This is a genomic window from Sinorhizobium sp. 22678, assembly GCF_052044265.1.
GTDB classification, from domain to species: Bacteria; Pseudomonadota; Alphaproteobacteria; order Rhizobiales; family Rhizobiaceae; genus Sinorhizobium; species Sinorhizobium meliloti_A.
Genome location: NZ_JBQEMS010000014.1, coordinates 1 through 23644 on the forward strand (window position 1 = coordinate 1; position 23644 = coordinate 23644).

The following is a 23644-nucleotide window of genomic DNA, read 5'->3' on the forward strand; positions in this document are numbered from 1 at the left end:
GGCGCGATCAATTTCACCTCATGGCCGAAGGAACGCAGCAGTCGGGCCCAATGGTGGGAACCACCACACGCTTCCAGCGCAATACTGGTCGGTGCCGCCTTCTGGAAGAATTTCACCATTTCCTTGCGCGTCAGCTTCCGGCGCAGGATCGGTTGCTCGGCGGCGTTCACTCCATGCAACTGGAAAACGCTCTTTGACGTATCCATGCCAATTCGGATAATCTGCTCCACGGACGGTCTCCCTCGATTGATGTCTTAACGACTCACTCTGGCACATTGCGATGCCGTTGAGAGCCGTCCACATGGGGTAATCGCGGGAGCGCGTCGCCCTCAAAATCAATCATAGCTTTGGAGGGTGGCTGTTCCCCGATAGGATGGAAATACGGGCTCACGACTGGACGCCGGGCCCAAGCATCGAATGGAGAACAGCCATGGAAGAATATATCGGTCTCGACGTGTCGATGAAAGAGACGGCGGTGTCGATCCGCCGCGACGGCAAACGCATCTGGCGCGGGAAGTGCGCCTCGGATCCCAAGCTCATTGCCGAGCTCATCCGCAAGCGGGCACCGGCGGTCAGACGCGTGGTGTTTGAGACCGGTCCGCTTTCGGTGTGGTTCTATCATGCGCTGTGCGCCGAAGGAGTGCCGGCGATCTGCATTGATGCGCGTCATGCCAAAGCGGCTCTCGATATGGCGCCTAACAAAACTGATGCGAATGATGCCGATGGCCTGGCACATCTTGCCGAGGTGGGATTCTTTCGTGAGGTACGCGTCAAGGGCTTCGACAGCATGCTGACCCGTACGCTCGTCGCTGCACGCACTCGGCTGGTTCGCATCACTGTGGAACTTTCCAACCAGATCCGCGGCGTCATGAAAACCTTCGGTCTTGTTGTTCCGGCCGGAAAGGGAAGTATGTTCGAGCGGAACGTGCGGAGCCTTCTTGTCGATCACGAGCAGCTTGCTGCTATCATCTTACCGCTTCTGGATGCCTGGCGCAGTGTCCGGATCCGTGCCGCTGACCTCGGACGTCAACTCATCAGGGATGCACGCGAGAGCCAGGCCTGCTGCCTTCTCATGTCTATCCCCGGCGTAGGCGCGATCACCGCAACGTCTTTCGTCACTGCCGTTGAAGAGCCTGACAACTTCAGGAAGTCCCGGAATGTCGGGGCCTGGATCGGGCTAACGACCCGTCGGTATCAATCTGGGGAGGTCGATTATGACGGGCATATATCCCGGCGTGGCGACAATCACTTGCGAGGACTTCTCTATGAGGCCGCGTCCGTCATCTTGGCCCGCAGCAAGAAAGAGAGCGCACTACGAACATGGGGTCTCCGACTCCGGGAGAGGCTCGGCTTCAAACGAGCCGCCGTCGCTGTCGCGCGCAAACTGGCCGTGATCATGCATGCGATGCTCAAGACCGGCGAGCTCTTCGATCCGAATGCAGGAGCCGCGGCATGAAAGCTGGTGGATAGCGTTCAGTATCTGAGCGCCTGAGACGTCCCTGCCGGGACGTAGGCTGAGCCATTCCGTTGATGGGATTGCACCGCTGACCCAGCCGAGTGCGTCGTCCACATTGAAGGCTCTTCCAACGAAGCCCATGATGCGGCGGCCTCTGCCGACCGCGAAGACAACCCTGTAACCCGGCACACGCGTCTCATATAAAGATACTTGACCCCACGGCTGCGATTAGACAACCCCAACAGTGCTCGTCACAGGGATCCAGCAGCGCCGCGTCTGCGGCGCGGAAGAGCCTTTCCAGCCCAAGGACTTGGTCTGGCTGGATTCCTGTGACAAGCACAGGAATGAGGAAATCAAACAAGCCGCCGCGGGTGGCCAGAATCTCAACAGGCCTTAGAGCGGGAGAAGAGTGTGTGCGGTTTTCCGCCCGCATCCCGCGTCTCAACTTCTTGGAATCGATACGCTCATGTTTTAGGTCGATCCGACTTAAATCATCTTGATCTAAGAGAAAGGGCCCTCTCTGTCAGGGCCGAAATGATCTCCAGGAACTCCGCGTCACGACCCGTCGACCGTCCCTGCTGCCGCAATATGGACGTGCGTTCTGGATATCAATGTTTCATTCCGGTAGAATATAGACTGGTGGGAACCAGGAAGCCTCTAATGGCGCTGAGCATCAAGGATATAGAAACCGAGCAGCTTGCCCGCACACTTGAGCGGCGGACAGGGGAATCCATCACGCTGGCCACCAAGCGTGCCCTCGAAGAACGATTGCGCCGAACCGACACCGCTGCCCGGCGCGCGGCTCTTCTGAAGGATCTGGAGGCCATTCAACGCCGCTGGAATGCCATGCCCGTCCTCGACGGTCGCAGCTCCGATGACATCATCGGTTATGACGAGGATGGACTCCCCCTCAAGTGATTTCTCGCAAACCGATATCCCGGCGGCGTAAGGCTCGCGCAGTTGGTCCTGCAAGAAGCAGAGGGTCACCGCCGGCCGCGACATGCTACATTCAAGGCCAGTCCGGCCGGAACCGCTGGTAAAGCCGAAGCGTGAAGTCACTCAGCCTGACGATGCTCTGCCGGATCTTGCCGACGAGACGCTGGAAAAGGCGGAGAGATATCAGGGCCTGTTAACACTTGTGCTAAGGCCTGTTGAGATTCATTTTGAGTTTATGACGGCTGCTGCGACATGGATAATGGCGTTGAAGCTTGTTTCCTTTGATCGTAGCCGATCTGTGCTTGTCACAGAGATCCAGCAGCGCCGCGTCCGCGGCGCGGAAGAGCCTTTCCAGCCCAAGGACTTGGTCTGGCTGGATGCCTGTGACAAGCACAGGAATGAGGAAATCAAACAAGCCGCAGCGGGTGGCCCGAGTCTCGACAGGCCTTAGAGCGGGAGAAAAGCGCGTGCGGTTTTCCGCCCGCATCCCGCGTCTCCGACCGGGGATGTTTTCAAGCCGGTTGAACAGATCATTTGCCCCTCGGTCGCCTATATCCCCTTCTTCCACCGATCGATGCGCTCTGCCAGCGCGCGCTTCACCTCGTCCTTGGTCCCGCTGGTGGCGGTAAGCAATTCCTGGGCGCGCAGGAAATCCAGGACGCGGAACCGCCCGACATCGGGACGCAGGAGAATATCCGGTGCGCCGGCCTGCATCTTCATCGTGATGATCGACTGCATCATCAACTGGGTCGCGCCGAACAGGCTGTCGATACGGCTCGGGATCGTCTCCCCGTCGCCATCCGGCCCGCCGACGACATCGACGGCGACGACGATATCCGCCAGTCCGCGCAGGTGATCGAAGGGGATCGGATTATAGATGCCGCCGTCGATCATCACGCGGCCGTCAATCTTCACCGGCATGAATACCGCCGGCAGGGCGCAGGAGGCAGCGAGCGCCTTATAGAGGTCGCCGCTTTCGCAGACCCGCTCCGTCTGTCCGTAATAGTCGGTGACGATGATTTTCAGGGGGATGGCCAGATCGGAGAAGCGGACAGGCACCGCCTCAGGCAGGAAGGCCTTCAGCACACGCTCTATATTGAACTGGCCGACGCGGAAGCCGCTCGCCACAGCCTCGGCAAGACTGGTCGGCCTCAATCGCCATAGGCGGTTGAGAACCTCCCCACGCCGGCCGACGGTCGAAAGCACGTGTTCACGGATTTCCTTCCCGCTCATGCCGGCGGCCACGCCCGCGCCCATGAGAGCGCCGATCGACGAACCGGCGACGACCGCCGGCCGAAGCCCCATCTCATCAAGCGCCTCGATGACATGGATGTGGGCAAGTCCGCGCGCGCCGCCGCCGCCGAGGGCAAGCGCGATGGTCGGCTCCCCCTCGCTACCCGCGGCTTTGCGTATCGTGGACAGGTTCTGCTCCATCGCCACCTCCGTCATCGGCCATCCTGCACGAGGGGCAGGCCGAGATCACGCGGAATCTGAACAGCTCCAACCGACTTTGCGCCGGTCTCAGGCGCCTCGGAAACGCAGAAAATGCATGAGCGTATCGCCGAAGGCGCGTTCGTCGACCGATTCAAAACTTTCGGAGAACTGCGGCCGGACGTCCGCGCGCTCCTCCAGGATTGCAAAGGCACCCGGAACGAGCCAACCGCCGCGGGCGGCCGCGGCCAGAGCGCGTTCGCCGAGACCCCTGCCATAGGGCGGATCTGCGAACACCAGATGAAACGGCTCCATCGTCCCGACCGGTCCGAGATCCGTCGCGTCGCGGCGAAAGATCTTGGCCCGCCCCTGAAGGCCGAGCGCTTCGATGTTGATCCGCAGCAGCCCGCGTCCCTCGACCCCCTGCTCCACGAAGAGGGCCTGCCGGCAGCCGCGCGACAGCGCCTCGAGCCCGACGGCCCCCGTGCCCGCGAAAAGATCGAGAACGCGCGTTCCGTCAAGCGCCTCCGGATATGCGTGGCTCAGGATGTTAAACAGGCTCTCGCGCGTGCGGTCCGTGGTCGGACGGATATCGTCCGATTTCGGCGCGGCCAGCGTGCGGCCGCGAAATTCTCCACCGACGATGCGCACGGCTGCCTACTTCCCCCTGCCCTGCGGCCCCTTGCCCGGCGGCTTACCGCCCCCCGGACGACCGCCGGGCTTGCCTCCGGCGGGTCTGCTGCCGGCGGGTTTTCCGGCACGCGGGCCGGACGAGCGATGGGCGGCCGGCTTTCCCGAAGCCGGTTTTCCAGCAACCGGTTTGCCGCCGGCGTTCGCACGTGGCCGGTCGTCGGCGAAGCTCTTCTTGCCGTCGCTACGCGGCGGCCGAGCGTTCTCCTTGCGTCCTTCGGACGAGATGCGGTCGTCGGCCGGGCGGGCCGCTCGCTCGCCGCTGGGCCGGCGCGGCGGGCGGTCGCCATGGTCGCGGGATTTCCGCTCCGCGCTTTCGAGCGGTCGACGCCTCTCGAAGCCGCCGGCACCTGCGGCATCCTTGCGGCCGGCGGATTTACCCCCCTTGCCCTGGCGTTCCGCATCGAAGCCGCCCGCTGCTTTCGCCGCAGCGTCCTTCGGCCGGTCGCGCCGTTTGCCTTCCGCAGGCGCGCGCCGCGCCGCCTTCGGCGACAGCTCGTCCTCCGCTGCCTTCGGCTTTTTCTCTACGGTCGGACGCGCACCCGGCGCCATCCAGACGTTGGAAGAGCGGTTGCGCCGGACCGGCGGGCGCACCGGACGCTCCTCCGGCTTACCGCGGCTGCGGCCGCGTTCATTCGGGCGACCATCGTCGCGTCGGGTATCGAGACGGGCAAGAGCACGCTCCCGCTTGTCCTCGGCCTTTTCGCGCTTGTTGCCCCATTCCGCCTTTGCGTGGTTGGCGGGCTCCGCTTCAGGCTCGGCAGCAGCCGGCTGATCGTTATAGATCGGCGCGTCGAAATTTGCCTTGGCATCGGCGATCAGCCGAGGCCCCAGCTGCTCGCGCAGCGTGCGGCCGCGTATTTCCTGAACCTGACCGATCGGCAGCTCGCCAAGCTGGAACGGACCGTAGGAGATGCGGATCAGCCGGTTGACATCGAGGCCGAGCGCGCCGAGCACATTCTTGATCTCGCGATTCTTGCCTTCCCGCAGGCCCATGGTGATCCAGACGTTCGAGCCCTGCACCCGGTCCAGCGTCGCCTCGATCGCTCCGTAGAGAACGCCTTCGACCGCGATGCCCTCCTTCAGACGGTCGAGCGCCTCCTGATCGATTTCCCCGTGCGCCCGCACGCGGTAGCGGCGCAGCCAGCCGGTCGACGGCAACTCGAGCACGCGGGCAAGCCCGCCGTCGTTCGTCAGGAGCAGCAGGCCCTCGGTATTGATGTCCAGGCGGCCCACCGACAGAACGCGCGGCAGATCCTCGGGCAGGTTCTCGAAAACCGTCGGACGGCCTTCCGGATCGGCATTGGTCGTCACGAGGCCGCCCGGCTTGTGATAAAGCCAGAGCCGTGTCCGTTCGATGCCGCGGATCGGATGGCCGTCGACCTCGATCCTGTCGGCAAGGGTCGCATTGACGACCGGCGTGTCGAGCACGACGCCATTGAGGCTGACCCGCCCTTCCATGATCATCCGCTCGACGTCGCGACGCGAGGCGACGCCTGCGCGCGACAGGATCTTCGAGATGCGTTGCGGCTCGTCCGCACCGGTGGGCGCTGCCGGACTGTTGCCGGCTGCCCGTGCCGCAGGCTTCTCGCTGCCGGAATGAGGTTTCTTGTCGCGACCCTTGGCCTTGCCGCCGGGCCTCGTGGGCTTGTCTTTGGATGTCATTTGTGTTGCCTGCCTTTTGCGGCTGTCCTATCAGGTCGTAGGCCGTGGGTTAAGAGGAAATTATCGAACGAACGATGGCAGAAACGGCACGCTTCATGCAGGCGGCCCTTCAGGAGGCCCGAAAGGCGGCGGCACGCGGCGAAGTGCCGATCGGCGCCGTCATCGTGCTCGACGGCAAGATGATCGCCGCGGCCGGAAATCGCACCCGCGAACGCAGCGACATCACCGCACATGCGGAGATCGAGGCGATCCGCCAGGCGGCGGCCGCCGTCGGCGACGAGCGTCTTTCGGGAGCCGATCTCTATGTCACGCTCGAGCCCTGCACCATGTGTGCGGCTGCGATCTCCTTCGCTCGCATCCGCCGCCTCTATTATGGCGCGGAGGATCCCAAAGGCGGCGCGGTCGACAACGGCGTCAGGTTTTATGCTTCCCCCACCTGCCATCATGTGCCGGATGTCTATTCCGGTCTTGCCGAGCGGGAGGCCGCCGACATTCTTCGTGAATTCTTCGCCAGCCGGCGTTAAAAATCACTTCGGGAAAACTGTGTTGCGATCTACCCGGGAGCGCGTGAAGTGTCAGTCCGCTGCGAACGCTTCCAATCCCTTGCCGGCGAGCCGGTAGCGCGTCCATTCCGACATGGGCTCCGCCCCGACGGCCTCATAGACGCGGATGGCGGGCTCGTTCCAGTCGAGCACGCTCCATTCGAAGCGGCCGCAGCCTTCCGCGACTGCCGTCCGCGCCAGGTGCTTCAGGAGCGCCTTGCCGGCGCCCGAGCCCCGAAACTCCGGCGAGACGTAAAGATCCTCCAGATATAGTCCCTTGCGCGCCTGCCAGGTGGAATAGCTGTAGAACCAGACGGCAAAGCCTGCGGGCTTGCCGTCGGCCTCGCAGATCACGGCGCGCGCGACGGCATCGGCTCCGAAGAGCGACTCGTGCACGCGCTCGACAGTCGCCTCGACCTCGTGCGGCGCCTTTTCATAAGTCGCGAGTTCCGTGATGAAACGGAGGATCGTCGCAGCGTCACCGGGAAGGGCATCGCGAATGCTGATAGCCATGGCTTTGGACCAATTCTAAAACTTGGATGCGAACGGAGCCGCACGCAGTTTCTCATTCCGCTCTAAAACGGCCAGTACCACTTGCTTCCGGAGTTCTTGATCTGCGCCTCCTTCTTGCGGCGGCGCGCCTTGTCCTTTTCGGGCTCTCCGAGATCGGCTTCAGCCCCCTCCGGCAGTCGACGGTATTCGAGCGGCGGATCGCTCAGGAAACGGCGCTTGTCCGCATAGGCGCCCTGCTCGATCTTGCGCGCCTCGCGATAGGCCTCCTGCTGTTCCTTGGCGGAAAGGCGGCGGCCGTTGGCATTCGCTTTTGCCAGCGGCGAGACGTAGTTGGGATCGTTCTTGTTGGCGTCCGCCTCTTCGCGCAGACGCGCGCGCGTCTCTTCGGGAGACTCGACCCAGGCCGGGTTGGCCTCGCGGCTTGCAAGCGACTGCTGCGGCTCGACCAGAGCGGTCTGCTGCTGTTGCGGCGGCAGCACCAAACCGGGGCGCGGCTGATACTTGACCGGATCCTTCTTCGCGGGAGCGAGGCTGACCGCGCTGCCTAGATCGTCGAGCAAATGCTCGCCGGCCGTCTTGTCCGTTCCGTAGGTCGGGCCGCCGATGCAGCCGGAAAGCACCAGACCTCCCGCCAGGATGGCGGCAATGCCGGCGGCCGCTCGCAACTCTCGCGTCATTCCCATGAGATTCCTTCCAGCCGGCCGCGCGTCGCTAAAACGGCCATTCAGCGCCCCATGGCGGAAAAATCCGCCAAATTTCGGGCAGGTTTTACCGGATGAAGAGCCTGAACGCAATTCACCCGGTAAACCGATCGATTACGGCTTGAAGCCGAGCTCCCGCAGGGCGGCCGCGTCGCGCGCGGAGACGTCCGGATAGAGCGGATCGGAGCCGACATCGGTGGTGATTCGCCAGGAGCGGGCGCATTTGCGGCCCTCGGCGAGTTTCGGTACGACGCTGACTTTCGCGACGTCCGGCAGCCTGAACGCATCCTCCGGGCCCTCGCCCCCGTCGACATCGATCCCCGAGGTGATGCAGATCTCGGCGAAGTCCTGGCCGTTGAGCGCCTGGAGCAGATCCGGATCGGCGACATGGACGACCGGCGCCGCCTCCAGCGAAGAGCCGATGCGTTTTTCCTTGCGCTCGATCTCGAGCGCGCCGGTCACCACCTTGCGCACTTCGCGGATCTTCCGCCACTTCTCGGCGAGCGCGTCGTTACGCCATTCCGCCGGAACCGTGGGGAACTGTTCGAGATGCACGGAAACGGCTTGCGGGTTGCGCGAAAGCCAGGCCTCCTCGGCAGTGAAGGGCAGCATGGGTGCAAGCCAGGTCACCAGGCAATCGAAAAGGGTGCGGATGACCTGCAGGGCCGCGCGGCGGCGCAACGACGACGGCGCGTCACAATAGAGCGCATCCTTGCGGATATCGAAATAGAAAGCCGAGAGTTCGACATTCGAGAAATCGATGAGCGCCCGGGCGATCCTCTTGAAGTCGAAGGCGTCGTAGCCTTCGCGCACCAGCCGGTCGAGTTCGGCAAGACGATGCAGCATCAGCCTTTCGAGTTCCGGCATGTCGGCAAGCGCTACAGCCTCACCCTTGTCGTGGGCGAGCGTGCCGAGCATCCAGCGGATCGTGTTGCGCAGCTTGCGGTATGCATCGATATTCGTCTGGATGATGGTCTTGCCGAGGCGCTGGTCTTCCCAATAGTCCGTCGTCATGACCCAGAGGCGCAGGATGTCGGCGCCGGCATCCTTCATCACCTCCTGGGGCGTGACGGTATTGCCCTTCGACTTCGACATCTTCTCGCCCTTCTCATCCATGGTGAAGCCATGGGTGATGACGGCGTTGTAGGGCGCGCGGCCGCGCGTCGCGCAGCTTTCGAGCAGCGAGGAATGGAACCACCCGCGGTGCTGGTCGGAGCCTTCGAGATAGACGTCGGCCGGCCATTTCAGGTCCGGACGGTCCTCCAGCGTGAAGGTGTGGGTCGATCCGGAATCGAACCATACGTCCAGGATGTCCGTGACCTGGTGCCAGCGGGCATGGTCGTGGTCGTTGCCGAGAAAGCGCTCTTTCGCGCCTTCGGCGAACCACGCGTCCGCTCCTTCCTTCTCGAAAGCGTCGAGGATGCGGGCATTGACCTCGTCGTCAACGAGGATTTCGCCCTCGTCGTCGGCGAAGATCGCGATCGGCACACCCCAGGCGCGCTGGCGCGAAAGCACCCAGTCGGGGCGCTGCTCGATCATCGCCCGAAGACGGTTCTGGCCGGCGCCGGGCACGAAACGGGTTTCGTCGATCGCGTTCAACGCGCGCGAGCGCAGCGTCGTGCCGTCGCCGAAATCCTTGTCCATGGTGACGAACCATTGCGGCGTGTTGCGGAAGATGACCGGCTTCTTCGACCGCCAGGAATGCGGATAGGAATGCTTCAAACGGCCGCGCGCGAAGAGCGCGTGACGGCCGATAAGGGCCTTGATGACGCGGTCGTTGGCGTCGCCCTTCTTGCCCTTGTCGTCTATGACGCGGCCGGCGCCGCCTTCCGCATCCGGACCGAAGCCGGGGGCGTCGGCGGTGAAATAGCCGGCATCGTCGACCGGGAACGGGATCGTGGACGAGATGCCGCGTTCCTCGAGGACGCGCACATTGTCCATCCAGGCCTCGAAGTCCTCGCGGCCATGGCTGGGTGCAGTATGGACAAAGCCGGTACCGGCATCGTCGGTGACGTGCTCGCCGTCGAGAAGCGGGACGTTGAACGCATAACCGCCACCCAGGCCGTGCAGCGGATGGGCGCAGGTAATCGCGGCCAGATCGGCGGCCTCCACATCGCGCACGAAGTTGAACGTGACCTTCGCCTTGGCCGCCGACTCTTCCGCCAGGCGCTTGGCGAAGATCAGCTTCTCGCCCGGCTGCGGGCCGTAGTCGTTCTCGGCGGTCGCGACTTCATAGAGCCCATAGGCATAGCGCGACGAGTAGGCGATCGCACGGTTGCCCGGGATCGTCCAGGGGGTCGTCGTCCAGATGACGACAAAGGCGCCGGCAAGCGCATCGGGGCCTTCGGTCACCGGGAACTTCACCCAGATCATGTCGCTTTCGACGTCGGCATATTCCACCTCGGCCTCGGCCAGTGCGGTACGCTCGACGACCGACCACATGACCGGCTTGGAGCCGCGATATAGCTGACCGGACTTGGCGATCTTCATCAGCTCGCCGGCGATGCGCGCTTCCGCGTGGAAATTCATCGTGGTGTAGGGGTTTTCGAAGTCGCCCTCGATGCCGAGGCGCTTGAACTCCTCGGTCTGAATCCCGATCCAGCCGCTTGCGAATTCACGGCATTCCTTACGGAACTCGTTGACCGGCACCTCGTCCTTGTTCTTGCCTTTCTCGCGGTACTTCTCTTCGATCTTCCATTCGATCGGCAAACCGTGGCAGTCCCAGCCCGGCACGTAATTGGCATCGAAGCCGCGCATCTGGAAAGAGCGGTTGATCACATCCTTGAGGATCTTGTTCAGGGCGTGGCCGATATGGATGTTGCCGTTGGCGTAGGGAGGGCCGTCGTGCAGGACGAACTTCTCGCGGCCGGCAGCGGACGCGCGGAGCTTTTTGTAAAGCTCCATCTTCTGCCAGCGGGCGACGGTCTCCGGCTCCTTCTGCGGCAGGCCGGCCCGCATCGGAAAGTCCGTCTGCGGCAGGTAAAGAGTGGAAGAATAGTCGATCTTTTCAGCGGTCTCGGTCATGGTTTTCGCATTCGTGTTTTCCGCGCGGGGCAGTCACGCAGGCGGAAGGGTTCGGTAATCTCGAAGATGATGGGGGCGTTGAAACGCCGAAATCCCGGACCTTCCGGCGCAGCCTAGAGCGCGCGGAAAGCCGGGCCAATAATTCGCTGATCGACGATCACTCGATGGAACCGGGTCATTATGGCCGGTTCTTTAAGGCGTTTTCCGCCTTTTGAAAAGGTCCGCCGGCCGCACATGCCCGAAATCTTTGACGCATCGGGTGGCGTAAGGCCCTGCCGCCGCTCAGGCGAAATTGAGCCTGCGGTCGATCTCGCTCAGGGGCTGAACGCCCGCAAGCAGCGCGCGGGCCTCGCTCTCGTCCTTGCGCATCTGGACCATCAATGGCTCCAGACCGTCGAACTTGAGTTCGTCGCGCAACCGGCCGAAGAAGGATACGGCGCAGATCTCGCCGTAGAGATCCGCGGAGAAATCGAAAACGAAGGTCTCCAGCAATGCTTCGCCGTCGCTATCGACCGTCGGGCGACGGCCGAAGCTTGCGACACCGTCATGAAGCGACCCGTCCGCCCTCCGGAAACGCACCGCATAGATGCCGCTCTTCAGTTCCGCCTCGGGCGGCAGGCGCATGTTCGCGGTCGGATAGCCGAGCGTGCGGCCGAGCTTCTTGCCGTCGATGACTTCGGCTTCGACCGTATAGCGATAGCCAAGCAGCCCGGCCGCGTGCGAAACGTCGCCCTCGGCCAGCAGGGAGCGGATGAAACTCGAGGATATCACGGCGGCGTTTTCGTCGCGGAATGCATCCACAAGCGTCACGCCGAATCCCTCGCGCTCCCCGGACGCCATCAGGAAGGCCGGCCCGCCTTCCCGCCCCTTGCCGAAATGGAAATCGAAACCGGTGACGACATGGGAGGCGTGCAGCCATTCGCGCAGGATGCTATGAATGAAGTCGGAGGCCGAAAGCTCCGAAAAGCTCCGGTCGAAAGGATATTCGATGACGGCACCGAATCCCATTCCCTCGAGTATGCGGGCTTTCAGCGGCGCCGGGGTGAGGCGGAACACCGGCGCGTCGGGCCGGAACACGGTACGCGGATGCGGCTCGAAGGTGAGCACGAGCGCCGGAACGGCCCGCTTCACCGCCTCCTCCAGCGCGCGGTTCAGCACCGACTGATGGCCGCGATGCACGCCGTCGAAATTGCCGATCGCGACCACACCGCCGCGTAGATGTTCGGGCAGCGGATCGCGGGTCTCGTTGCGGTGAAAAACGGTCATGCCGATCGTCCCGTCATGCCAGCCGCGGCATCCACCATTTCGGCTGCGCCCCATTCTGCCTCAGGAAGGCCATGAGCCTCGCTTCGTCGGTGCGGCTTTCGTGCATGTATTCCTGCGCATGGATGCCCGCGCTGATGTAGAGCAGGTCGAAGCCGGCATCCTGGGCACCCTTGACGTCGGTCGGCATCCCGTCACCGATGGCGATGACGCGCGAAAGATCGAAATTACCCCTGGCGGACTTGGCCTGCGCGAGAGCGGCCTGATAGATCGCGATATAGGGCTTGCCGGCAATGCGGGCCTCGCCGCCGAGCTCTTCATAGAGTTTGGCGATGGCACCGGCACAGGGGATGAGCCTATGCCCGCGCTCCACGACAAGATCGGGGTTGGCGCAGATGAACGGTATTTTCCGCTTGGCGAGCCCCGTCAGCGTCGCGCGGTAGTGCTCGGGCGTCTCGGTCTCGTCGTCGTAGAAGCCGGCGCAGACGATCGTCTCGGCCTCGTCGGCGGATACGATCTCGGTGCCGAGCCCTTCGAGCAGCGGCAGATCCCGGTCGGCTCCGATGAAGAAGATGCGTTTGTCGGCCGCCGCAATCAGCGCCTGCGTCACGTCGCCGGAGGTCACGATACGGTCATAGGCTTCGTCGGGGACGCCGAGGCCGCGGATTTGCACCGTGACGCCCGGATGCGGCCGGGGTGAATTGGTGATGAGAACGACGGTCAGCCCCTGGGCGCGCGCCTCGGCCAGCGCTTCGCAGGCGGATGCAAAGGCTTGAATGCCGTTGTGAAGCACGCCCCAGACGTCGCAAAGGACCACGTCGTAACGACCGGCGATTTCCCGAAAACTATTGATCCTGACGGCCATGCTGGCTTCCTGCAAACTCGGCTTTCCGGCTGACATCGCAAGGAAGGGGCAAGAATACAAGCCTCACGCCGAGAAAAACGCGGCACTTCCCAAGGATTTTAAAGCAATTCCAGGAAGCGGCGCGTCGAAGCTCAGGTCGGTTTTGCCGGCGCGCATGGCGATGCGCTTGAATTCCTCGCGTGGCGACTGCGCGGTCTCCGGCATGTTCCTTTGGCAGGAAACGGATCCTGCAGTCTCGCCTCTTCCAGGGATGAGATAATCAAACAAGCCGCGGCGGGGGCTCGGCGCTGTCAACGATCACGGCCGGCAAAAAATCTCGGAACCGATCCTTGACTCATTTCACGGCCACCCTTATCTCGGCTGGCGCTAGCACTCACTTGATAAGAGTGCTAACACCCATCCGGCGGGTCCATTCGCGACCCGCAGTGTCATTTGATCGAGGGATTAGACAATGGCAAGCACCAATTTCCGTCCGCTGCACGACCGCGTTGTCGTCCGCCGCGTCGAGTCTGAAGAAAAGACCAAGGGCGGCATCATCATTCCGGACACCGCTAAGGAAAAGCCGCAGGAAGGCGAAATCGTGGCTGTCGGTTCGGGTGCCCGCGACGAAAGCGGCAAGGTTGTTCCGCTCGACGTCAAGGCCGGCGACCGCATTCTGTTCGGCAAGTGGTCCGGCACCGAAGTCAAGATCGACGGCGAAGACCTTCTGATCATGAAGGAAGCCGACATCATGGGCGTCATCGGCTGATCGGCCGGCACCCCTTCAAATTCCATAATTTGAAACCGGACCAGTTCCGGAGTTTCGAAACCAGGAGCTTTCAAAATGGCAGCTAAAGAAGTCAAGTTCGGCCGCAGCGCGCGCGAAAAGATGCTGCGCGGCGTCGACATCCTCGCCGACGCAGTCAAGGTGACGCTCGGCCCGAAGGGCCGCAATGTCGTTATCGACAAGTCGTTCGGCGCGCCGCGCATCACCAAGGACGGCGTTTCGGTCGCCAAGGAGATCGAACTCGAAGACAAGTTCGAGAACATGGGCGCCCAGATGGTCCGCGAAGTCGCTTCGAAGACCAACGACATCGCCGGTGACGGCACGACGACTGCAACCGTTCTCGCCCAGGCGATCGTTCGCGAAGGCGCGAAGGCCGTTGCCGCCGGCATGAACCCGATGGACCTGAAGCGCGGTATCGACCTGGCTGTCGCCGAAGTCGTCAAGGACCTGCTCGCCAAGGCCAAGAAGATCAACACCTCGGACGAAGTCGCCCAGGTCGGCACGATCTCGGCAAACGGCGAAAAGCAGATCGGTCTCGACATCGCCGAAGCGATGCAGAAGGTCGGCAACGAAGGCGTCATCACGGTTGAAGAAGCCAAGACCGCCGAAACCGAGCTCGAAGTCGTCGAAGGCATGCAGTTCGACCGCGGCTACCTGTCGCCCTACTTCGTCACCAACCCGGAAAAGATGGTCGCCGACCTGGAAGACGCTTTCATTCTCCTGCACGAGAAGAAGCTCTCCAACCTGCAGGCGATGCTCCCGGTTCTCGAAGCCGTCGTTCAGACCGGCAAGCCGCTCCTCATCATCGCTGAAGACGTCGAAGGCGAAGCACTCGCAACGCTCGTCGTCAACAAGCTGCGTGGCGGCCTGAAGATCGCTGCCGTCAAGGCCCCGGGCTTCGGCGACCGCCGCAAGGCCATGCTCGAAGACATCGCCATCCTGACGGGCGGCACGGTGATCTCGGAAGACCTCGGCATCAAGCTCGAAAGCGTCACGCTCGACATGCTCGGCCGCGCGAAGAAGGTTTCGATCACCAAGGAAAACACGACGATCGTCGACGGTGCCGGCCAGAAGTCCGACATCGAAGGCCGCGTCGCTCAGATCAAGGCCCAGATCGAAGAAACCACCTCCGACTACGACCGTGAGAAGCTGCAGGAGCGCCTTGCCAAGCTCGCCGGCGGCGTCGCCGTCATCCGCGTCGGCGGTGCGACGGAAGTCGAAGTGAAGGAAAAGAAGGACCGCATCGACGACGCCCTCAACGCGACGCGCGCTGCAGTTCAGGAAGGCATCGTACCGGGCGGCGGTGTTGCCCTTCTGCGTTCTTCCGTCAAGATCACCGTCAAGGGTGAAAACGACGATCAGGACGCCGGCGTCAACATCGTTCGCCGCGCTCTGCAGTCTCCGGCCCGTCAGATCGTCGAAAACGCTGGCGACGAAGCATCCATCGTTGTCGGCAAGATCCTCGAGAAGAACACCGACGACTTCGGCTACAACGCCCAGACCGGCGAATATGGCGACATGATCGCCATGGGCATCATCGACCCGGTCAAGGTCGTTCGCACAGCGCTTCAGGACGCAGCCTCGGTTGCTTCGCTGCTCATCACCACCGAAGCCATGATCGCCGAACTGCCCAAGAAGGACGCTCCGGCAATGCCGGGCGGCATGGGCGGAATGGGCGGAATGGACATGATGTGATAAGGCGACAGCCTTAGCACGATCCATCCGGATCCGAAGGGCGGCTCTCGAGCCGCCCTTTTTGTTTTATAATGCCGGAGCGCATGCGGCCGCGCTGGAGCATTTCAATGTTTCATGGAAACACTGAAATGTTCTGACCCTTTGGTCCAACGCATTTCCGGACGGAAAACCGTTACACACTTCTCCTGGAAGTGCTCTAAGTCAGCAATGCCTTCAGATCGACCTGCGGATTCGCGAGCAGCACACGGTCCGGCGTGGCGCCCGCCTCGAGAAGCTTCTTTCCCGTCACATAGGCCTTGGCGTCGTTGATCGCATCGACGGCGACCAGTTTGCCCTGGCGGAAATACCAGACCGAGACGCTGCCCTCGCGCTGGCCCTGGCGGACGAGCGTTTCGTCGTGGCCGAGGCCGAAGCCGGCAATCTGCAGCTTGACGTCGTACTGGTCGGACCAGAACCAGGGCTTCGGGTCGTAGGGATCGGTACTGCCCGCGAGAACCGCGGCAACCGCCTCCGCCTGGTCGACGGCATTCTGCACGGATTCGAGGCGGATGCGCATGCCGTCCCACGGCAGGACGGCGCAGTCGCCCACGGCGAAGATCGTTGGATCTGAGGTCCGGCCATGGCTGTCGACGACAATGCCGTTTGCGGTTTCGATGCCGGCTTCGTGCGCCAGCGAATCATTCGCCGCCACGCCAATGCCGACGATCACGATATCGACGGGAATGACGGAGCCGTCGGAGAGTTCCGCCGCCGTAACGCGGCCGTTGTCGCCGATCAGACGATGGAGCCCCGTGCGTTCACGTATATCGACGCCGTGCGAGCGGTGAATTTCGCGGACGATCGCCGAGGTGGCGCCGGAGGCGACACGCTGAAGGATCCGGTCGGCCATTTCGATGACTGTGACCTCGAGCCCCGTGGTCCGGGCAACCGCCGCAGCCTCGAGGCCGATGTAACCGCCACCGACGACCAGCACCCGCCGGCCGGGCTGCATCTCCTCTGCCAGCCGGTCGGCATCCCGGAAATCGCGCACGACGAAAACGCCCGCGAGATCGCCGCCCGCCGCAGCCGGCAGCCGACGCGGCGTGGCGCCGGTCGCGAGGGCAAGCGTCTCATAGGCAAGTTTGGAGCCATCGCTGAGCGTCACGCGTTTGGCGGCGCGATCGATCGCCGTCGCGGCGGTCGAAACACGTATGTCGATCACGTGCTCCGCATACCAGGGCTCCGGCCGGTAAAGCAGGCGATCGAGGGTCATTTCGCGCAGCAGATATTTCTTGGAGAGCGGCGGCCGCTGGTAGGGCAGGCTCGCTTCGGCGGCAACCACGGTGACCGGACGCATGTCCTTGAGGGCGCGAAGCTTGGCGACCAAAGCGAATGCGGCTTGACCGCCACCGACAACAACAAGTCTTCCCGACACCTGCTCCATCCGTCTCAATCGTCTCTGCCCATCGCTATCCTCCCGGCCGGCATCCGGTCAATCTCCGGCGGAGGCCCCCGCCCGAAACTACTCCTTGCGCGGGATCTCCATGCCCTTTTGGGCGGCGGGGCGTGCCAGGCCGCGATCCACCCAGTCCATGACGTTCGGGAAGCTCTTATAGTCGAGCACCTCGGCGCCGCCATAGAATTTGCGGGCCCCTTCCACCCAAGGATAGGTCGCGATGTCGGCGATGGTGTATTCGTCCCCCATCAGCCATTGACGGCCCTCGAGCCGCGCTTCGAGGACGCCGAGAAGACGCTTCGCTTCGTCGCGATAGCGCTGAACCGGATAGGGGTTGTTGGCGACCTTGTCGGCGGCAAATTTGAAGAAATGGCCGAACTGCCCGAACATCGGTCCGATGCCGCCCATCTGGAACATCACCCAGCACAGCGTCTCGTAACGGCGGGCCGCATCGGCCGGGAGGAGCTTGCCGGCCTTTTCTGCAAGATAGATCAGAATCGCGCCGGATTCGAAGAGGCCGATGGGCTTTCCGTCCGGTCCGTTCGGATCGATGATCGCCGGAATGCGGCCGTTCGGATTGAGGGACAGGAATTCGGGCGACTTCTGCTCGTTGGTATCGAAGGAAATGCGGTGTGCCTCATAGGCCAGGCCCAGTTCTTCGAGCGCGATCGAGACCTTAACGCCGTTCGGCGTCGGGAGCGAATAGAGCTGGATGATATCGGGACTTTTCGCCGGCCAGCGAGCCGTGATCGGAAACGAAGAAAGATCAGCCATGACGGATGCCTCTAGGTGGGAAATCGAAAGGGTGTCTGCCGCCCCAACATAGGGAGCGTCGGTTGCATTTGTCAGGGTCGAAGGCAAATTTGCCGGTCTTCACCTTCGCCGTCCTCGCGCTCAGAGCACGGCCCGCACGGCAGCAACGATCCGGTCGATCACCGGATTGCCCTCGTGGGTGGCCTTGCGCGCCCGCACGAGGCAGGCCTCGGAGCGCAGGATCACACCGTCAGAAAGGATCTTCAGATGGTTGGCCTTGAGCGTCGAGCCCGTCGAGGTGATGTCGACGATGATGTCGGAGGAGCCGGACGCGGGCGCGCCTTCGGTCGCTCCCAGACTCTCGACGATGCGGTAGAGCTGGATGCCGTGGCTGCCCGAGAAGAAATGCTGCGTCAGACGCCAGTATTTGGTGGCGATCGCAAGCCGGCGGCCATGGCGGGCGCGGAAGTCCGCCGCGACATCGCCGAGGTCGGCCATGGTGTCGACGTCGTACCAGATCTCGGGTACCGCGACGACCACATCGGCGTGACCGAAGCCGAGCCGGGCGGCGAATTCGACACGGGCATCGGCGTCCGCCAGGCCTTCGCGCACGAGGTCCTCGCCCGTGACGCCGAAATCGACCGCGCCGCTGCCGATCTCACGGGCGATTTCCGAGGCGGACAAATAGGCGATCTCGACGTCGTCCCACCCTTCAACGCGGCCGCGATAGGACCGGTCGCTGCCGACTGCCGCAATCTTCATTCCGGCGCGTTCGAAGATCGCCGAGGCCTCATCCTTCATTCGCCCCTTGGAGGGCAGCGCAATGGTGACGGTCATTCCGCCCTCCCCGCAGCGATCGCCTGTTCTATCCGGTCGAGCCAGAGGGAAAAGCCGACGGCCGGAATATGCTCGCGGGCACCGAGCAAAGTCAGAAGGCGGTCGAACCGGCCGCCGCCGGCGAGCACCGCCGGCGTGCCTTCGACCCCGATTTCGAAGACGAGCCCGGTGTAGTAATCAAGCGGCCGGCCGAAGGCGGCGCGGTAGCGCATCAGACCGGGATCGGCGCCGGTCCTTGCAAGCGCGGCCACGCGCGCGTCGAAAAGCGCCAGCGCATCATCGATCTTCAGGCGCGCCTTGCCGGCGAAGCGGTGGAGCGCCGCCGGAGCATCGGCGAGGGGCAGATCGAAAGCCAAGAACGCGCGCATGACGCCGAGCGCCTCCTTGTCCAGCCGGGTGGCGGCGAGTTCGACTTTTTCCTTCAGGCGCCGCGCTATATCGCGGGGCGAGCGGCTCGCATTGGTCGAATAGCCGGTCGCCTTCATCGTCTCGCCGATATGGGCGACGAGCCGCTCCTCGTCCTCGAGCATGCCGAGCGCCGCGACGCGCTCGACGTCGTGACCGAAGACGCCGGGCGACTTCGGATCGGCGAGCGCCGCCAGAAGCCGTTCCAACTGCTTTTGATCGCCGAAAGCATGGATGAGGCGCTTCTGCCAGCCCCCGGGCAGGCCGCATGCGGCAATCACCGCTTCGAACACCGACTGGTCGCCGAGCGTCACGTTCAGCCGCTCGCCCGGCAGCCGGTTGGCGAGGACGAACATAGCGTCGCCGACCACGCGGGCGTCGGCAGCGGCCGTATCCGGATCGCCGAGGTCTTCGATGCCCGCCTGATAGAATTCACTCGATCCTTCGCGGCGCTGCCGGAACACCTCGCCCAGATAGGCGTAACGCTGCGGCGTGCCGGTTGCGGTCTCGATATGACGGAGGCAGACGGGAATGGTGAACTCGGGGCGCAGGCAAAGGCTCTCGCCGGTCTCGCTCTCGGTCATGAAAATGCGCCGGCGCAGATCTTCGCCGGCCATGTCGAGGAAAGGCTCCGCCGGCTGGATGACCGGCGTATCGACGCGCAGCGTGTTCCGGCGCTCGAAATCTGCGAGAAGGTCGCCGGCAAAGGCGGGAAGATTGATCAGAGGCATTGCGGTCAACCCGCCCTTTTCCGGTCCTCGGCCTGTTCCGCCAGAATTTCGCGCACCTTCGCGACGAGTTCGCCTTCCGGGACGGAAACCTGCGCGACACGCGCCTCGCGCCAGGCGACATTATCCTCGATTTCACCCGAAAGCCGCTTGCCTTCGATCAGGTCCTTGATCTGCACAACGCCGGAGGCGCGCTCGTCGCCCCCCTGGATCACGGCGATCGGCGATCCGCGACGGTCGGCATATTTGAGCTGGTCGCCGAAGTTCTTCTTGTTGCCCTGGTACATTTCGGCGCGGATGCCGGCATGCCGCAGATCCTGCACGAAACGCTGGTAACGCCCCATGCTTTCGATATCGCGATCCATGACGCAAACGACAACCGGAGCGGTGACCTGTTCGGCGCCCAGCTTGCCCAGATTCTTGAGTGCCGTCATCAGCCGCGACACGCCGATGGAGAAGCCGGTCGCCGGTACCGGCTGTCCCATGAAGCGCGACACGAGGCCGTCGTAGCGGCCGCCCCCGCCGACGGAGCCGAAGACGACCTGCTCGCCCTTTTCATTGGTGACGGCGAACTGCAACTCCGCTTCGAAGACGGGGCCGGTATAATATTCGAGGCCGCGCACGACGGAGGGGTCGATCTTGATGCGGTCCGCCTCGTAGCCGGCGCTGAGTACAAGGCTGCGGATCGTGTTCAACTCGGTGACGCCCTCGGCGCCGCGGGCCGTTCCGGCGACGAGCGCCGCCAGATCGTCCGCGCTGCTCGCATAGTCCGTGATCCCAACGAAGAAAAGGATCTTGCCGATCTGCTCCTCGTTCAGCCCGGCGCCCTTGGTGAAGTCGCCGCTCTCGTCCTTGCGCCCTTCACCCAGCAACAGCCGCACGCCTTGCGGACCGAACTTGTCGAGCTTGTCGATGGCGCGCAGCACCGTCAGCCGCGTATTCGTCTGCTCGACTCCGCCGAGACCGATCGCCTCCAGAACGCCGTCGAGTACCTTGCGGTTGTTGACGCGGATCACGTAATCGCCGCGGGCAATGCCGAGCGCCTCCATCGTGTCGGCCATCATCATGCACATTTCGGCATCGGCCTGCACGCCGGCGGCACCGACCGTATCGGCATCGAACTGCATGAACTGGCGGAAGCGGCCCGGGCCCGGCTTCTCGTTGCGGAAAACGTAACCGGCGCGATAGGTACGATAGGGAAGCTGGATTTCATTGAAATTCTCGGCCACGTGACGTGCGAGAGGCGCAGTCAGATCGTAGCGCAGGCTCAGCCACTGGTCGTCGTCGTCGGTCAGCGAAAAGACACCTTCATTCGGCCGGTCGCTGTCGGGCAGGAACTTGCCGAGCGCGTCGGTATATTCGAAAAGCGGCGTCTCGACCGGATCGAAGCCGTAACGTTCGTAGACTTCGCGGATTTTCGCGATCATCTCGTCGACGGCGCGAATGTCCGCGGCCGACCGGTCGACGAAGCCGCGCGGCAGGCGTGCCCTGAGCTTCTGCGTTTTCTTCTGTTTTTCATTCATTGAAAGCATTCCGGACTTCAAGCTTGGTCGGTGCCTTCCCTACCGGATCATGGCAGGGGCGGCAAGGGCGGCGACAAGCCGCAAGACCGCGCGCGTGCGGCCTTGCGGAACATTGCGGCGTTGCATGCGTTCCTGCGCGAAAGGCCCGATCACAATGCCGTGATTGTATATCTCGCAATTTACGCGTATAGGTTACGCAGCAGATCGAGGGCGACTTTGGGGACTGAGCGATATGCTGAACTTCATGACACCGGGATCCGGATCCATAAAACCTTTGAGTCCGGAGACGCACAGAGCCTGGACCCGCCGCGTCTCGCAGGCGGGTTGCCTGGTGGAGCCATGGCGCTGCGACCTTTCCAGCGGCGCTTTCATGATAGGTTCCAAAACCGCTGCCCTCCTCGGTCTGCGGCGCAATCCCTGCGGCATCGTCGACCTTGTCAGGGCCTATGACAGAGGCGACCGGTCCACGATCCTGAACATTCTGGAACAGGCGACGGAAAGCTCCTCGTCCTTCTGCTTCTCGACCACCGTCCGCGGCATAACGGGACATCCTTCGCCACTCTATTGCATCGGCAATTCGACGCTTACGGACGAGGGCGCAGAGGGTTCGCTCGAAGGCGTGTTCGCCCTTCCGGATAGCGACAATACGGACGCCTGACGGCGCGTGCCAATTTCCATCATCTTTGCATTCTGTCCGCCCCTGTGAGCGGCGGACTCGATGAAAGGAAACGAAATGGTCCTCAAACGATCCCTGGCTGCCCTGTTTCTCGCCGCCACGTTCGCTGCTGTTCCCGTGCTGGCGCAGGAGACCGACCACGGCAGCATGCATCACGGCTCGGCAGAGAGCGGCGCGGCGGGTGACGCGCCCCCGTCGAGCAAGGCCTTCGCCGAAGCGAACGCCAGGATGCACAAGGACATGGACATCGCCTTCAGCGGCAATGCCGATCTCGATTTCGTACGCGCCATGATCGCTCACCACCAGGGAGCGATCGACATGGCGAAGGTCGAGCTCGAACACGGCAAGGACGAAGCGATCCGCAAACTCGCGGATGACATCATCAAGGCCCAGGAAGCGGAGATCAGGATGATGAAGGAATGGCTGGCCCGCAATGGCGGCTAGATCACGGTGCTTTTAGGTCGGGTCGACCTAAAAGCATGAACGTGATCGATTGCAAGAAGAGCGGCATGCGGGCGGCGCACAGTTTTCCTCATTCCGCTCTAAGGCCTGTTGAGATTGAATACCCGCCGCCGCTTGTTGAATTCCTCATTCCTGCGCTTGTCACAGGAATCCAGCCAGACCAAGTCCTTGGGCTGAAAAAACGCTTGCCGCGCCGCAGACGCGGCGCTGCTGGATCCCTGTGACAAGTGTTTAGCCCGGGGAGATAGCTGACACCTGTTCGGATAGATCACTGCCGGATTGCTTGGTTGTCAAGTCGACGGCTGCGATGCGGAGGGCAGCGAAGAAGATGCCGTATCGCCCGTCCGTGTCGAGCGGGCGAATGGCGATGCGTTCGCCGCAGAAGGCCTTTGGGACTTTCCACTTGCGGCCTTTGAAGCTGACATAGGCCTTGGTGCTGGGGACGGTGCGGACGACCTCGCCTTCATCGTAGATCACCTCTGGAAGGTGCTCGGGCATGGGGCGCGAACTGGGACGATAGCGACGGGCCGGCACGTCGAGATCGAGCGCGGCATGGGGCCGCTCGAAATTATAGAGTTCGCGCCAGGCATCGAAGGCGCGCTGGACGGCAGCCAGATCGGAAAATCGGGCGAAATCGAATATTTCGGCCTTGAGCGTGCGATGGAAGCGCTCATTCTTGCCGCGGCTCTGCGGATGATAGGGCCGGCTATGCAGGAGGCCGACGCCGAGCTTCAACAGCCACACGCCAAGTCTTGTCCAACGCTTGCCCGAGGCCTCGCCCCAGGGCGCGCCATTATCGACGAAAAGGGCGTCCGGCAGGCCGTAGCGCCGGAATGTCCGCTCCAGATGGCCGCGCACGGTCACTCCCTGCTGGTTGGCGCAGGCCGCCAGGCAAGGCACGAAGCGGGAATGGTCGTCCACCATCGTCAGCGGATGGCAGGGCGTGCCATCGCCGAGCCGAACCCAGCCCTTGAAATCCATCTGCCAGAGCTGGTTCGGCGCCTCCTTCTCGAAGCGCTGGGTCGCCGGCGCGCCACCGACCGGCGGCATGATCCGCTCATGGCGCTTCAGGATAGCATGAACCGTCGAAGGCGCCGGCGCATGCTGCCCCCGGTCTTCCAGAACGCGCGCGATCTTGCGTGCGCCCCACGCCGGATGCGCATCGCGCACCGCAAGCACCTCTGTCTCCACCGCCGCGCTCGACTGCAACGGGCTCACATGCGGGCGGCGCGAGCGATCAGCCAGCTCCCGGTCACCTGCCTGCCACCGCGCCAGCCA

Annotated in this window: 23 protein-coding genes and 1 pseudogene; 8 read left to right on the forward strand and 16 right to left on the reverse strand. The window is 63.2% G+C overall.

The window, feature by feature from the left end; genetic code table 11:
- Positions 1-230: pseudogene (locus ACTJKL_RS20335) on the reverse strand (IS110 family transposase); the annotation flags it as partial.
- Between the two features lie 200 nt (positions 231-430).
- Here ACTJKL_RS20335 and ACTJKL_RS20340 point away from each other — a divergent pair.
- From ACTJKL_RS20340 to ACTJKL_RS20350, 3 genes are all read left to right on the forward strand, one after another.
- Positions 431-1456 carry an IS110 family RNA-guided transposase gene (locus tag ACTJKL_RS20340; protein WP_097523380.1) on the forward strand — a complete coding sequence of 342 codons (1026 nt, stop codon included), beginning with the start codon at positions 431-433 and terminating at the stop codon, positions 1454-1456.
- 660 nt (positions 1457-2116) lie between these two features.
- Positions 2117-2374 carry a type II toxin-antitoxin system VapB family antitoxin gene (locus ACTJKL_RS20345; protein ID WP_379938765.1) on the forward strand — a complete coding sequence of 86 codons (258 nt, stop codon included), beginning with the start codon at positions 2117-2119 and terminating at the stop codon, positions 2372-2374.
- Between the two features lie 82 nt (positions 2375-2456).
- The gene (locus tag ACTJKL_RS20350) at positions 2457-2843 is read left to right on the forward strand and encodes a hypothetical protein (RefSeq protein WP_440853654.1); all 387 of its coding nucleotides are present in this window, start codon (positions 2457-2459) and stop codon (positions 2841-2843) included.
- 98 nt (positions 2844-2941) lie between these two features.
- Here the strand turns inward: ACTJKL_RS20350 and ACTJKL_RS20355 are convergent, their stop codons facing one another.
- From ACTJKL_RS20355 to ACTJKL_RS20365, 3 genes are all read right to left on the reverse strand, one after another.
- Complete coding sequence (locus tag ACTJKL_RS20355; protein ID WP_100669305.1) at positions 2942-3841, reverse strand: patatin-like phospholipase family protein; 900 nt, start codon at positions 3839-3841, stop codon at positions 2942-2944.
- Positions 3842-3913: 72 nt separating this feature from the next.
- Entirely contained in the window at positions 3914-4474 is a 561-nt protein-coding gene (rsmD, locus tag ACTJKL_RS20360) for a 16S rRNA (guanine(966)-N(2))-methyltransferase RsmD (protein ID WP_440853655.1), read from the reverse strand.
- Positions 4475-4480: 6 nt separating this feature from the next.
- Positions 4481-6178: a pseudouridine synthase gene (locus ACTJKL_RS20365; RefSeq protein WP_440853656.1), complete on the reverse strand. Its 1698-nt coding sequence runs from the start codon at positions 6176-6178 to the stop codon at positions 4481-4483.
- Between the two features lie 74 nt (positions 6179-6252).
- Between ACTJKL_RS20365 and ACTJKL_RS20370 the strand changes: the two genes are divergently transcribed.
- The gene (locus ACTJKL_RS20370; RefSeq protein ID WP_100669311.1) at positions 6253-6702 is read left to right on the forward strand and encodes a nucleoside deaminase; all 450 of its coding nucleotides are present in this window, start codon (positions 6253-6255) and stop codon (positions 6700-6702) included.
- Between the two features lie 51 nt (positions 6703-6753).
- Here ACTJKL_RS20370 and ACTJKL_RS20375 read toward each other — a convergent pair whose 3' ends face one another.
- The 6 genes from ACTJKL_RS20375 to ACTJKL_RS20400 all read right to left on the reverse strand — a co-directional run bounded on the left by ACTJKL_RS20375 (position 6754) and on the right by ACTJKL_RS20400 (position 13290).
- Entirely contained in the window at positions 6754-7233 is a 480-nt protein-coding gene (locus ACTJKL_RS20375; RefSeq protein WP_018094345.1) for a GNAT family N-acetyltransferase, read from the reverse strand.
- Positions 7234-7295: 62 nt separating this feature from the next.
- Positions 7296-7916, reverse strand: a complete 621-nt coding sequence (locus ACTJKL_RS20380) for a hypothetical protein (RefSeq protein WP_018094344.1) — start codon at positions 7914-7916, stop codon at positions 7296-7298.
- A 132-nt stretch (positions 7917-8048) separates the two neighbouring features.
- Entirely contained in the window at positions 8049-10958 is a 2910-nt protein-coding gene (gene ileS, locus ACTJKL_RS20385; protein ID WP_440853657.1) for an isoleucine--tRNA ligase, read from the reverse strand.
- Positions 10959-11240: 282 nt separating this feature from the next.
- The gene (locus ACTJKL_RS20390) at positions 11241-12224 is read right to left on the reverse strand and encodes a bifunctional riboflavin kinase/FAD synthetase (RefSeq protein ID WP_018094342.1); all 984 of its coding nucleotides are present in this window, start codon (positions 12222-12224) and stop codon (positions 11241-11243) included.
- A gap of 13 nt (positions 12225-12237) precedes the next feature.
- The gene (locus tag ACTJKL_RS20395; protein WP_411921929.1) at positions 12238-13086 is read right to left on the reverse strand and encodes a TIGR01459 family HAD-type hydrolase; all 849 of its coding nucleotides are present in this window, start codon (positions 13084-13086) and stop codon (positions 12238-12240) included.
- 63 nt (positions 13087-13149) lie between these two features.
- Positions 13150-13290 (reverse strand): hypothetical protein, encoded by a 141-nt coding sequence (locus tag ACTJKL_RS20400; RefSeq protein WP_157813643.1) that lies wholly within the window; start codon positions 13288-13290, stop codon positions 13150-13152.
- 247 nt (positions 13291-13537) lie between these two features.
- On the opposite strand from ACTJKL_RS20400, the gene groES reads away from it, so the two are divergent.
- Both groES and groL read left to right on the forward strand, forming a co-directional pair.
- Entirely contained in the window at positions 13538-13834 is a 297-nt protein-coding gene (gene groES, locus ACTJKL_RS20405; RefSeq protein WP_011970827.1) for a co-chaperone GroES, read from the forward strand.
- A gap of 75 nt (positions 13835-13909) precedes the next feature.
- A complete protein-coding gene (gene groL / locus ACTJKL_RS20410) occupies positions 13910-15547 on the forward strand; it encodes a chaperonin GroEL (protein ID WP_010968823.1) in 1638 nt (545 codons plus the stop codon).
- A gap of 196 nt (positions 15548-15743) precedes the next feature.
- Here groL and ACTJKL_RS20415 read toward each other — a convergent pair whose 3' ends face one another.
- From ACTJKL_RS20415 to hisS, 5 genes are all read right to left on the reverse strand, one after another.
- Positions 15744-16970, reverse strand: coding sequence for an NAD(P)/FAD-dependent oxidoreductase (locus ACTJKL_RS20415; RefSeq protein ID WP_440853658.1), 1227 nt, complete (start codon positions 16968-16970; stop codon positions 15744-15746).
- Between the two features lie 78 nt (positions 16971-17048).
- On the reverse strand, positions 17049-17756 hold the full coding sequence (locus ACTJKL_RS20420; protein WP_440853659.1) for a glutathione binding-like protein: 708 nt from the start codon (positions 17754-17756) through the stop codon (positions 17049-17051).
- Positions 17757-17876: 120 nt separating this feature from the next.
- Entirely contained in the window at positions 17877-18572 is a 696-nt protein-coding gene (gene hisG / locus ACTJKL_RS20425) for an ATP phosphoribosyltransferase (RefSeq protein ID WP_440853660.1), read from the reverse strand.
- Entirely contained in the window at positions 18569-19708 is a 1140-nt protein-coding gene (locus ACTJKL_RS20430; RefSeq protein ID WP_379939034.1) for an ATP phosphoribosyltransferase regulatory subunit, read from the reverse strand. Before ACTJKL_RS20430 ends, hisG begins: the two co-directional genes overlap by 4 nt.
- Positions 19709-19713: 5 nt before the next feature.
- Entirely contained in the window at positions 19714-21228 is a 1515-nt protein-coding gene (gene hisS, locus ACTJKL_RS20435) for a histidine--tRNA ligase (RefSeq protein ID WP_324762998.1), read from the reverse strand.
- A 232-nt stretch (positions 21229-21460) separates the two neighbouring features.
- Between hisS and ACTJKL_RS20440 the strand changes: the two genes are divergently transcribed.
- Both ACTJKL_RS20440 and copM read left to right on the forward strand, forming a co-directional pair.
- A complete protein-coding gene (locus ACTJKL_RS20440; RefSeq protein ID WP_440853661.1) occupies positions 21461-21886 on the forward strand; it encodes a hypothetical protein in 426 nt (141 codons plus the stop codon).
- Positions 21887-21961: 75 nt separating this feature from the next.
- Entirely contained in the window at positions 21962-22348 is a 387-nt protein-coding gene (copM, locus tag ACTJKL_RS20445) for a CopM family metallochaperone (protein ID WP_440853662.1), read from the forward strand.
- A 249-nt stretch (positions 22349-22597) separates the two neighbouring features.
- Here copM and ACTJKL_RS20450 read toward each other — a convergent pair.
- Positions 22598-23644 (reverse strand): IS481 family transposase (locus ACTJKL_RS20450; RefSeq protein WP_440853663.1); only part of this gene is annotated, 1047 nt, incomplete at its 5' end.